This window comes from Magnetococcales bacterium (assembly GCA_015232395.1).
In the GTDB taxonomy this organism is placed as follows: Bacteria; Pseudomonadota; Magnetococcia; order Magnetococcales; family JADFZT01; genus JADFZT01.
In genome coordinates this window covers 1-11,770 of record JADFZT010000050.1, presented here as the reverse complement: position 1 = coordinate 11,770, position 11,770 = coordinate 1, and the positions used below count along the sequence as shown (strand labels likewise).

Below are 11,770 nucleotides of genomic sequence, written 5' to 3'. Positions count from 1 at the left end.
AACGGTCACTTTCTCAGCACTCCTTCCAAGATCCCTCTGTTTCGTCCCAATTACGTCCCAAAACCGTCCCAAGGATTTCCTGGGTTCAGAGCTGTCCAACAGCACGGCATTGCCGCATTCAATGATTGACGAATGTACGGCAATGCCTTACCATTCCAACGTGAAATCAAAACCGGTCACCCTGGTGGAGCTTCCCGAGTTCCAGCGCCTTGCGCATGCCCTTTTGACAGAGAGGGAACTCGATGATCTCAAGGCCTTCCTCGCCTTCAATCCTGAAGCTGGGGTAGTGATGAAAGGAACCGGTGGTGTTCGTAAACTTCGCTGGGCCATTGGGGCCAAAGGGAAAAGCGGTGGATCACGGATCATCTGCTATTACCAGGATTTGCGCTTTCCCATACTGCTGATCACCCTGTTTGCAAAAAATGTGCGGGTCGATCTATCCCAAGCCCAACAAAACCGGCTGAAACAGTTGATCGAGGTCATCAAACAGACCAGGAGGACATCATGAACCAGGATCCCTTCGAAAGCATTCAAAAAGGCCTGGAAGAAGCCGCAGCCTTTACCCGTGGCGAAGATGTTGGAGCCCGTGTTTCGGTGGTTCAGATCCCGGACCAAATCAATGTTCAAACCATACGCCAAAAAACCGGTTTGACCCAAAAGGATTTTGCCTCTCGGTTTGGTTTCACCTTGAGCGCCCTTCGTGATTGGGAGCAAGGGCGAAGACGCCCAGAACGTTCCGCACGCGTTCTCCTGATGGTTATTGACAGAGAACCCGAGGCAGTTGACCGCGCTTTGGCGTCATGAGGCATTTTCACCATGATTGATGATCAGGCGGACACCAACGACAGTTCCCCTATTTTTCCTAAGAAACGCGCCCAACTAACAAAGCCTGCATGCGAAGCCTCCTTGAGAAATTTTATACCGAAGAAACACAGGGTTATCATGGACAAAGAGGCAGTGAAGATTTTCTGATAGTTATTGTGTAGACTGGGATAAATGCTTCCCTGATCAACATATCTGAAAGTCTGGAGAACAAAATGGCCTCGGTCAACGATCCTTTGGAAATTATCGACCAAGCAGTTGAACGCTATCGTGGTGATGGTGGGGTTTTGGAAGCTGCGATTGGCGCCCTGTTCATTGGTCAATACTACGGGTGGCGAGTTCTCCGAATTTTGCACTCCAATTCCACCTATCGCCGCTACGAAAAAATTCTCGGAGTCCAGTTCAAGGAAGCCTGTCCGGAGCGGGGGAAATATGCCTTCCGCTCCAAAGGTCTGCAACTAGCGGATGAACTGAAAAGCTTTTGGAAAGTAGCAGACTCTGCGGTAGCCGCGCCAAACCGGCGGGTGTTCAGCGAGTAGAGTTTGAACATCAGGTTCAATATCTAACTTGACATTAGAATTTAGTTTCGGCATGGTAGTGCCAGAGCAAGGGCAACCCCTTTGCATGGGATTAATTCTCCTGGCTGATACGGTGTTATCATGTCCGAACCAAACAAGAATTCCTCTTCCTCTGCACTTTCCTTAATCCCTGATCAACTTCCGCCCCAGACTTCCATTCCCGTTATGGCCCAAGAACGATTTGCCCAACTGGTGGGTGTGTCTGTCGGGGTGGTACGCGGATGGGTGGAAAAAGGGCATGTACCCACCCTGACTATCGGACGTTACCGGCTGATCAATGTAGCGCAGATGTTTCGAACTGCCCTTGGGAAGATTGGTTGAACAAAACCTTTCCTGAGAGCCTCGGAGCCTGAGCCCGGTTTTGATTTTTTCGATGGCTCCCCGAGGGGGCAGGGCTTTCCAAGGAAGGTAGCCTTTCCCGATCACCCCATCGCCGTCGCCCGTCCATCTCAATTGAGTGCTTTTTTCGATCCTGTCAACCATCGGCGACATTGGTTGGGGGAACGATAATGCTGAGATGAATGATAAAGGTAATTATATGTGTGTCCTGTCGCCTTGGAGCCGCATGGTTGACAGGGTCGAAAAAAGCACCACCCCTTGGACGGGCGGCGGCGATGGGGTGATTGGGGAAGGCGGCTGGAAATTCCGGACTGACTATGTTGGTTCCGGATCGATCTGTAGAACGAAACCGCCGCACCCGCAGCCCGGCGAGTCCCCGAGCCGCGCGAAGGGGGCGGCGGTTGAAGTTGCACCAGTGGGTTCCTGTAACACCCACCTAAAACAGAATAGTCAGGGGCATTAATCCACTTTGATCCACATTGGAGAACGTCATGGGAAAAGGAAAATTTCATCCTCGCCATAGCCTGGGAAGCCTATCACTTGGAGACCAGGGTGATCCCAAGGGATCCTTGTTCACCGGCGTTGGGTTGGATGATCTGACCAAAATTCTGATTCTTGCAGCCACCACGGATACCCTGCGCCCGATATACCAGGGCATTATTCGGCTGCAGATATTGGAGTTTTTATTGAACGCCATAGAGGCAGGGCAGGAAATTATTGATCTTGGTGAATTTGGGGTCTGGCATCTCGCCAAAATGGGTAAGGCATCCGGCTATCTCATCAAACTGCAAAACAAGTCCAGGGGATTGGTCTTGCTCTTCCGGAGCTACTACACCACCGTGGACAAAAAAGGCAGCCATTTGAAAATTGAGGTCTCGCCGCATGCCATCCGTCAGCAGAGTGTAGATGATTTGCAAAACAGCCTGGACAAAATAGCAGATTGGCTGTTGAAAGAAGCAGAACCAGCCGGGGTTGCGGTCCATCTGGCGGTGGATGTGCAGAACTGGATCTTTCCCAAGGATTTTCAAGATCGTTTTGTCACCCATGCAAGTGTCCAACGCCGTCATGATGGCATCATTAAGGCCAAATTTGAAACTCTCTCCAAAGTGGCCGTGACCTATGGCAATACTGAGACCATTACCTTTGGAAAGCCCAATGCCCTTCAGGTGTGCGTTTACCGAAAGGATTTGGCTCTCATCAAGGATGACAAGGTGGATGAATTTCATGCCCTTTGGAAAGAGGAAGCTGGCGATAAATTTGACCCGAAATCCCCGGTGTGGCGGGTGGAATTGCGCTTTCATCAGAGGGTTATTAAGGACATCGGCAGGGGGCTTGGGAAACCTTTGCTTACCTGGAAACAGGTATTCAGGCATCTCACCGATATTTGGCGCTATGGTCTTCGGCGCAATCGCTTGGATCAAAACAGCGTCTATATCGATCCCTTTTGGCAACTGCTCATGGAAGATGTTGCGTTTTTAACCCCGGCTACAGGGGTCACCATCCGACGAAAAAGAAAAGCAGATGTGACGGCCATTGACCACAACCTGAGCATGGTGGTGGGCAACCTGATCACCATATTTGCCCGACAGGGGCTCAAGGCTTCCAAGGCTGTCGCCCATTTCAAAAAGGCTGGCTTTTATGAGGAATTGCTTATCAGTTACCGATCAAAAGGGCTGACGGAGGGGGATTTATATCAGAAGGTGGAAAAGGGGTTGGCTTTACGTCGAATGATCGGCAAGGCGGCCTGACTGGAACATATGGGAGTATTGAAAAATGAATGTGAATATTCGCTGGATCACCTTGATTAAAATGGCTGAATTGACCGGATACACCGAAAAGGCGTTGCGGGAGTAGATCGACCAAGGCAAATGGCCTGAGGGGAAGGTGTGGTGTAAATCGCCGGATGGCCGCATCCAAGTCAGCCTGGAGGGGTTCAACCAATGGGTGGAAGGCCGCTTGGGGATCGCGTGATGCTGCCCAAGGGGGTGCATATCCACGGGAATGGGATTCGGATCGATTTTTTTTATAAATCCGTCCGTTGCCGGGAGACGCTGAAACTACCCCTGACCAAGACCAATATTCGATATGCCGCCAATCTCCGCATCGCCATCCTGGTAGAGATCGAAAAGGGCACCTTCAACTATCGTGAACATTTTCCGGACTCTCCCCGGGCGGTACTGTTTGGTGGGGTACAGCAGACGCGGATAACGGTTGAGGAGGCGTTGACCCGTTACCTGGAAGCGATCCAAAGGACTACAGCCCCATCCACCTGGAGGGACTACAACAGCGCGGTGCATTATCATCTGATACCGGCTTTTGGCGCAGTCCGGCTTCAGGATCTCACCACGGCCCAGGTGCGAGCCTGGATGGGGGGTCTTAGTATTTCCAACAAATGGATCTACAATGTGCTGGTGCCGTTGCGGGGGATGTGCAAGGACGCCTTTGCGGATGGTTTGATTGAACGGGATCCCATGGCCCGGATTCGCAATCTGTCCATCCAACGGGAAGAGCCGGACCCATTCTCCCCGGAAGAGATGCGGGCCATTTTGGCAGAATTGCCTGATCAGGCCCGCAACCTCTTTCAGTTCGCCTTCTGGACGGGACTGCGAACCGGGGAATTGATCGCCCTGGAGTGGCTGGATATCGATTGGAAGCGAGGTGTGATCCGGGTGCGGCGGAATTCGGTGCGAAAGGTTATCAAAGAGCCGAAAACAGCGGCAGGTAAGCGAGAGGTGGTGCTGTTGCCCATGGCGGTAGAGGCCTTGGAGAATCAGAAAGAGAAGACCTTCCGGGAAGGCAAACGAATTTTCCATAATCCCCGCACCGGGCAACCCTGGGAAACCGACGCCCAGATTCGCAAAACCGCTTGGCAGCATGCCATCAAAAAAGCCGGCATCCGATACCGCAATCCCTACCAGACCCGGCACACCTACGCCTCATTGATGCTCTCAGCTGGTGAAAGCCCCTTGTGGGTGGCGCAACAGATGGGGCATCGGGATTGGGGGCTAATCAGGCAACGGTATGGGCGGTGGATTCCAGAAGAGGATCGAACGGCAGGGCGGAAGGCGGCGAGGATGTTCGGGGAGGAGGTAACCAGAAAGAAAGAACGGTGAATCAAGGAAATTATGGGCGCATAAAGGAAATAGGTAAGGTGTCCCCCGATTCCAGGATTCCAGGATTCCAGCGGGGCGGAAGGCGGCGAGGATGTTCGGGGAGGGGGTAACCAGAAAGAAAGAACGGTGAATCAAAGGAATTATGGGCGCACAAAGGAAATAGGTAAGGGATTCCCCCACGATTTCAGATTCCGATTCTTGATTCCGTTCTATCCCCGACTCTTTAGCATCAACATGGGTCGATTCCTCTTCTCTGAAAATACTCTGATGTCATCTCGCAAAATGTATTGAGAGACACCCTCGCGAAAAATATGCCTACCGTAGTGATGATGACTCCCAAGGGTACACTCTGAAAATTCGAAGCTAGGGTGGCGCTAATGGCAGCTACGCTTATGGTTCCGGTCCCAAGCTCTTTGCTAATTTCGCTACCGGTCCTTACTGTGAATCCTGCTCCATTTCTTTTCTTGTCAATTTTACACAAAAGTCGAAACGTCTGAATCAATAGCTCCTCAATGATATCCTTTGTTTCCGCTTGGCCATCCGCTGGAGGTGTTGAGCCTCCCCGGGCCAATACTTGCCTATCTATGACCAACCTGTCTACAACCTGAACAGCTTCCGTGATAATCGATCTGATTTGCTCCTCACTAGGTTTAGAGGCGGAATCATCGTCAGTATCTTGCGTTGTGTGCGGGATGGGTGTGTTGAAGGGCTCTAGAGGCATGTCCGGTAAGTATGAACGCTGCGTTACCACAGCGGGATCATCAAAAACAATCCAGTTATGTACATCACCTCCGAATATGATCGGCGTCTGGTTCCCACGTGGAAGGTTTTGCACAACATATTCACTAGTGAAAATTTTCGCTTGTTCAAATATATCATAAAGACTCACAGCCTGGGGCTGCCGCACGAGATGGTTTAAATATATAGCCTTGTTTAAAAAAAAGCTGAACAGTCCTGCTGGCTCCTCCCCTATCACTAATGATTCGTAAGAGTGCTGGTTCTTGGAACAGCTCCAAATGATCGACATATCCTCATTGACGCTAACCATAGGGGAGGATGCGAATACAGGCAGATTCGTAGTGTCTGCAACATCCGATTCAACACGGCAGCAATCGCAAATAATCAGTTTCCGGCCTGAATGACGGGACATAATCTCGAGAATACTGTTCAAAGAAATGCTGCTGATTTTTGGAATTTCCTCTAAATAATCTGGAGGCTGTAAAAAAAACTCGCCGTCTTCGGAAAAACCATGGCCAGCAAAATAGAAGACAAGAGGGCTTCCTGCCTCGATTTCCCCCAACAAACGAATCAACCGAGAATAGATGACATTGCGGATTGGCGGAAACCCCGTCAGATCATCCGTAAGCGTAACGAATTTTCCTTCAGGATTTAAGAGCGAGAATCCTTTCTTGACTCGACGTGCGTCAAAGGAGGGAGCGACAAGCTCCTTCTCGCCATTCGTCTCCCCATCCGGTGTGAAATAGGAACCTATACCGATAAATATGCCATTCCAACGCATAGACATGAACATCAATTCCTTATGATGGCACAGGATTACGCTGAATCTCGATCAAAACGGATTGCGTAGTATTCTTTCCCGCTAATTTTACATCTACATAATGTCGTAAATTCTTCCCGCGTCAGAAGCAGAGCCTTACGAAGTTTTTCCTGAACAAACTTCGGAATCTCTTTTCGCCCTTTTGAAATATTAATGGGTGGATATAGCTTCCGCCCTTCATACACGAGAAATCCTTTTACGTGGTGATTAGATTTCGATCGTTGGAGCTTCAGTTTTATAAAGACCCTTTCAAGGGCTTGCGCTTGAAGACTCATGGCACTACCTCAAACAACTCCTTTAAGTAATGGGAAAAGTTCACCACATCCTTAGATTGAATTCCACCATCCTCAGAGCAGGTATCCTCGTAATATTCAAAAAGAAGTTCCAAAAGAAGCTCATCGCTCTCCTGTTCCGTTTCTCCATAGGTATATACCATGGGATGTCCATAAAGCTCGGAAACGTAGTGTCCTTCGATTTCCTTTGAAACGACCAGTAGAGACACCTTAAGGCGCTCGCTTCCAGAAATACTACAGCCTGGATCAATCATTTTTGGAACCTGGAAATCACCTGGATCAGTTTTTGGATCATGCTCCATATCATTACTATTGTGAAACGCGAGAATAGCCCTTTCCATCGACGGCGTGAAAGAGCGGTTTTGAATTAACTTGTGAAAATCGTCGTCAGTAATGCGGTACTTTTTCTTCAGCTGGACCAAGGATTCTGGAACGGCTCTGCGCTTTCTTTTTTCACGATCAGAGACAAAGTCAATTATTTTAGGGATGTTGGTAGTAAATGATCGTTTTTTTTCAGCTGGGGACTTTTCGAAAAACATATCAAAAAGGTCTGGGGGCGCAACTTCCTGAGGTTGGTGATATGCAGTCATGCAGACAATGACCTGTTCTGGCGTCAGGGAGCGGATGGATTCCGCGAGTTCCATACCGCCATTGTTATTTTCATCATTGTCAATCAGGCGCCAATCGGTGAGAACAACAGCGATTTGCGACGCGAGACGTCTATAAATACGCAAGGCGCTGCTCTTGGAATCTGCCTCATAGACCTTAATATTGCGTTTGCGTAGAGATCGGGCATATTGCTCCCGAAGTTTCTCCCTGTCTTCAACAAGCAGGGCGGTCATCTGATTCATTGCATCATCTCCTTCGAATTCCCTGTCGTCAAGCAACTCTACCACGGGCATTTTTTGGTTCCGATCTGGAGGAAGGAAACCGCATATGGAATTTTGCTCCGTGGACATTGGACGAGAGCCATGTATCGCCGCTATGTTGCCCCTGGATCACACGCCTTACATATGGTAACCCCATGCCAGACCCATCATTTTTTGTAGAAAATCCAACATTCCAGATCTCATTCAGATTTTTTAATTGTGCCGATTTCTTATCACGAACGCCTCCAGCGTTATCCGCGACGGTAATTTCCACATAATTGCCCAAATTATTATCATGCCCAGAATTGGCAGTAAGTGTAATTTTTTTTATCCCTTTTTGGTAACCACGTTTAAAAGCGTCGATGGTGTTTAGAAGTAGATTGACCAATGCATAGACAAAAGATGTTTCATCAATATCAGCATCAAGATTTGGCGGAACTCGTTCGTCCACTTTAATTTCTTCATTGCTTAACTGATAACGGACGAGAATCATCGAACGCTCAATAATATCTTTGATGTTACATCGTTCAGGAAGTAACTCCTTATATTGAGCAATCTGGGACATATTATACATATCCTTGGTCGCTTCCAAAATACCAAATTGACAGTTACGCAAATCCGGCATTGCACCTGAGATTTTTTTCTTCGTCTGATTGTCGGCACTCTCAATCTCTTCCATAGCCAGGTCAAAGGCGATATTAGCTATCTCGAGATTGTTTCTCGCGCCATGGCGCAGTCCCTGGATCATTTCATTGGTCACTTCCGACTTAAATTCATTAAACCGAATTTTTTCCATCTCTGCGAATGCATGGGTTTCTTCATAGTTGCTCAAAGCCGAACCAGTCCAGTTGGCGATAGCGAGGAAGGCATCTTTTTCAAACTCAGTAAATTCGATGGATTTTAGAAATCCGAAGGATACGGTGCCCAATTTAATATCCCCCACAACCAACGGAGCTACTAAAATAGTTTTTACGTCCTCGAACGGCGGTTTAGAAGTTAACTCACGCATCAGTTCCGGGGCATCCTCATTGAACACAGTACAACTCGGCGGATTTTCATCCATGGTTTTATAAAAGGCTGTGAACAGTTTGTCTCCACGAACGAATTTCAGACCGGTGCAGTCAATTTTCTTGTTAGAGTTGTAAGAATATCCCGAAATGCACTCCATAATTTCTTTGGAACCATCCTTCAGGTAACGACGCATTGCGGCGAAGGGTACGTCAGCAGCCCGCCCAGCGATTTCAACCAAACGCTCATGAAATGTTTCTTTCGGAAGGTTGATCGGTGCAGATTTAGTCATCTCCTTGAAAAGTCTTGAGATGAAGTCATGCTCAAATTCTCTTGAAAGGATGTCTGCGACGACTTGCAAAAACTTTTTACTGTTTAGTGATATTTCTCCGTCAGAGTCAAAAATCAAATATCCCGTTGTTGTTTTTCCATAAGAATGAATAGGTAATTTCGAATGATTAGCGAACTGGGATATGTCATTAAAATCACGAGGGCTATCATTATTATCAGGCCAGGAGGCCAGCCGCCGGTAAACCCTACTAGTTCTGCGCTGGTGATACAAATAGAATAAGGACAGGTTACATATGTTGGAAGATATCTTAGCTATTTCCTTGTATTTTACATTTTTATCCTTTTGAGAGGCATCGTTAATTTCAAGCAGTCCATCTAAAAGATATTCCATTGCACACCTCATGACACTTAACAAGACTCAGCGGCTCTATAATAATCCTGGTAACAGCAAATAACAAAACGAGGACCACAAAACAAAGACAGCCAAAAGCATCACCAACAAGGTTGGGGGATGGGATTTGAACCCATATCTCTCTGCGGATAAGCAAAGCGTAATACCAGTTATACTATACCCCATCTTTTTTTGATCTCGTTCTTCAGCCTGAAACTATTGATGCTTACACTCAACTCCCTGTATCTACCCAGTCCATCTCGCCCATCAACCACTAAACAAACTGTCCAGAAGTTTCACCCTTACAACGCTTTATTTTCATTGCGATTGCATTTCCCGGACTCACCCCGCCAAGTCCACAGGTCGGAGAGAAGCAGAGAAAGAATGCCCAAAGTTCACCAGTTTTGCAACCCTTCACATCCAAACCTTGCACCACACCCATTCTGAATGTATGCCCTTAACCACTGGAAACATTGGCATTTTTCCACAAAAAAGGACCGCCCGTATGGAATCGGGGGAATCGGGGGACACCTTACCTATTTCTTTGGGAATCGGGGCCTTTGAATCGGGGGACACCTTACCCATTTCCTTTGGGAGTCCATAAGTCAGATTATGGGCTCAGGGTGGCCTTACCTATTTTCTTTGCGATTCCATAGTCCCATCTATCTCCTCGAATCGGGGGACACCTTACCCATTTCCTTTGGGAATCCATAAGTCAGTTTATGGGCTCAGGGGGTGCCTTACCTATTCTCTTTGCGATGCCATAGTCCCATCTGTCTCCTTGGGGCGAAGCAACCGAATGATTTGTTCAACCACTGCAATAACAGTGAATCGGGGGACACCTTACCTATTTCCTTTGGGAGTCCATAAGTCAGATTATGGGCTCAGGGGGGTGCCTTACCTATTCTCTTTGCGATGCCATAGTCCCATCTGTCTCCTTGGGGCGAAGCAACCGAATGATTTGTTCAACCACTGCAATAACAGTGAATGGTGATAACTGGCCGGCAGTTCCAGCAAAGATGGATTCATTGGCGGTGAAAAGTTTCCCTGGGCGCGCATAGCTGACGCGATGTAGTCCGCCGGAAATGAATGCCTCTTCATCCAGTGCCACAGCCAGCAAATCCGCATAGGGATTACTCGTTATCTGGCATAACACCCAATCTCCCCTCCCGGAATCAGCCAGAATAGCGGCAGGCCGATATTTGCTTCGACTGAGGTCGGAAAAGGGAAATGGCAGCAAAACTACCTGTCCAACTGTAAATGAGCCCACGCCTCATCCTCTTCCGGTCTATCCCAATCCTGGGAAAGCGTGCTCTCAGCCAATTTCAGTAATGCGTCGTTTGAATCATCTTCAGATGTGTTTTCCAACACGGTGACAACAGCGCGGCAGGGACCTCGCAGATGCACAGCCTCCAGCAGTTGAACTCTGCCAGATTCATCAATTTCCGCTTCATAAGAACGCATCATGGGTGAAACTCCGATGTAGAGATCGGGATGCCTTCGCTGTGTCTCTTTGAGTCTAAAATTCAGAGAAGCGCATTACCTGTTGTATTTATGTCTCAAGAAGATTTTTGTGGCAAGCAGTTTTCCCGTTTCCCATGAGACATGAGATTGAACCTCTCTAATGGTTCAAATTTTCAGCTGAACCTCGCTCATGAGCCGATGAAAATATCAACCGAAAGCCCCGACTGACGGATAATGGCCCGTAAGGTGCCTCGGTCCAGTTGTTTGTGGTTGGGAACGATCAGTTGGGAAAACGGATCGTCCCGACGCAAGACCATGTGACTACCCTTCTGGCGAATAAACCGAAAACCGAATCTTTCCAGAATCGCCACGCATTCCCGCCCGGAAAGTTGCGGCAAGCGACTCATACGGCAACCAATAGCGCCTCAAACCGTTCGTCTGGAACTGGCAGGTCATCCTCCTTCAGAGCTTCCACATAGAGATCAATGGCCTCCCGGATATTTTCAATGGCTGCCTCTTTGGTTTTACCTTGGCTGATGCAACCGGGCAGACTGGCGCATTCCGCCACCCAATAACCATCTTCTCCCGGATAGATAAACGTTTGCCTCATGCTTGTTACCTCAGGATGCAGCGAGCAGGTGATGGGCTGGTTTGCCGATGATCTCCCCATAAAGAACATCCGGATCCAGGTCAGCGCCGTTTGGCCAAGCGATGGTTCCCAATTCAGGATCGACGCATACTTGCAGAAAAAATGCTCTCGATTGAAGGGGTTTGAAAACACCCTGGAAGGTGATCAGCTGTGAAAGATCGACAATCCCTTCAACTTCGTCCTCAAAACAGAGGTGAAGCTTGTACCCTTCCAGAGGTTGAACGGTCACAATATCCTTGAGCACGGTATCACTCCAAGGGCGCTATCGGCTGCAAATTAGTCATTTCCCGAGCGCGTTCCCAGTTGGCCAGCAACTCTTTCCGATGCATGCCAGCCACTGGTCCAGCCCGCTCCATTGACATTTCAGACCGATACCCACCAGGAGATTCCCCCCG

13 protein-coding genes and 1 tRNA gene are annotated in these 11,770 nt (G+C 48.5%); 5 read left to right on the top strand and 9 right to left on the bottom strand.

What is annotated here, in order from left to right; translation table 11 throughout:
• The first annotated feature begins 142 nt into the window (after positions 1-142).
• The 5 genes from HQL52_13585 (at position 143) to HQL52_13565 (ending at position 4,852) form a co-directional block, all read left to right on the top strand.
• Positions 143-508, top strand: a complete 366-nt coding sequence (locus HQL52_13585) for an addiction module toxin RelE (protein ID MBF0370479.1) — start codon at positions 143-145, stop codon at positions 506-508.
• Entirely contained in the window at positions 505-804 is a 300-nt protein-coding gene (locus HQL52_13580; GenBank protein ID MBF0370478.1) for a type II toxin-antitoxin system MqsA family antitoxin, read from the top strand. Before HQL52_13585 ends, HQL52_13580 begins: the two co-directional genes overlap by 4 nt.
• A gap of 233 nt (positions 805-1,037) precedes the next feature.
• Positions 1,038-1,361 (top strand): hypothetical protein, encoded by a 324-nt coding sequence (locus tag HQL52_13575; protein ID MBF0370477.1) that lies wholly within the window; start codon positions 1,038-1,040, stop codon positions 1,359-1,361.
• A gap of 947 nt (positions 1,362-2,308) precedes the next feature.
• The gene (locus HQL52_13570) at positions 2,309-3,487 is read left to right on the top strand and encodes a hypothetical protein (protein MBF0370476.1); all 1,179 of its coding nucleotides are present in this window, start codon (positions 2,309-2,311) and stop codon (positions 3,485-3,487) included.
• Positions 3,488-3,709: 222 nt separating this feature from the next.
• Positions 3,710-4,852 carry a site-specific integrase gene (locus HQL52_13565; GenBank protein MBF0370475.1) on the top strand — a complete coding sequence of 381 codons (1,143 nt, stop codon included), beginning with the start codon at positions 3,710-3,712 and terminating at the stop codon, positions 4,850-4,852.
• 229 nt (positions 4,853-5,081) lie between these two features.
• Here HQL52_13565 and HQL52_13560 read toward each other — a convergent pair whose 3' ends face one another.
• The 9 genes from HQL52_13560 to HQL52_13520 form a co-directional block, all read right to left on the bottom strand.
• Entirely contained in the window at positions 5,082-6,377 is a 1,296-nt protein-coding gene (locus HQL52_13560) for a caspase family protein (protein MBF0370474.1), read from the bottom strand.
• Positions 6,378-6,681: 304 nt separating this feature from the next.
• The gene (locus HQL52_13555; GenBank protein ID MBF0370473.1) at positions 6,682-7,605 is read right to left on the bottom strand and encodes a response regulator; all 924 of its coding nucleotides are present in this window, start codon (positions 7,603-7,605) and stop codon (positions 6,682-6,684) included.
• Positions 7,583-9,262 (bottom strand): hypothetical protein, encoded by a 1,680-nt coding sequence (locus tag HQL52_13550; protein MBF0370472.1) that lies wholly within the window; start codon positions 9,260-9,262, stop codon positions 7,583-7,585. Before HQL52_13550 ends, HQL52_13555 begins: the two co-directional genes overlap by 23 nt.
• 113 nt (positions 9,263-9,375) lie before the next feature.
• Positions 9,376-9,447 (bottom strand) — tRNA-OTHER (locus HQL52_13545).
• A 716-nt stretch (positions 9,448-10,163) separates the two neighbouring features.
• Positions 10,164-10,532, bottom strand: a complete 369-nt coding sequence (locus HQL52_13540; protein ID MBF0370471.1) for a MazF family transcriptional regulator — start codon at positions 10,530-10,532, stop codon at positions 10,164-10,166.
• Entirely contained in the window at positions 10,505-10,729 is a 225-nt protein-coding gene (locus HQL52_13535) for a hypothetical protein (protein ID MBF0370470.1), read from the bottom strand. Before HQL52_13535 ends, HQL52_13540 begins: the two co-directional genes overlap by 28 nt.
• A gap of 185 nt (positions 10,730-10,914) precedes the next feature.
• Complete coding sequence (locus HQL52_13530) at positions 10,915-11,133, bottom strand: type II toxin-antitoxin system HicA family toxin (protein ID MBF0370469.1); 219 nt, start codon at positions 11,131-11,133, stop codon at positions 10,915-10,917.
• Complete coding sequence (locus HQL52_13525; GenBank protein MBF0370468.1) at positions 11,130-11,336, bottom strand: type II toxin-antitoxin system HicB family antitoxin; 207 nt, start codon at positions 11,334-11,336, stop codon at positions 11,130-11,132. The genes HQL52_13530 and HQL52_13525 overlap by 4 nt, the downstream gene beginning before the upstream one ends.
• A 10-nt stretch (positions 11,337-11,346) precedes the next feature.
• Positions 11,347-11,619 carry a DUF2442 domain-containing protein gene (locus HQL52_13520; protein ID MBF0370467.1) on the bottom strand — a complete coding sequence of 91 codons (273 nt, stop codon included), beginning with the start codon at positions 11,617-11,619 and terminating at the stop codon, positions 11,347-11,349.
• Between the last annotated feature and the right edge of the window lie 151 nt (positions 11,620-11,770).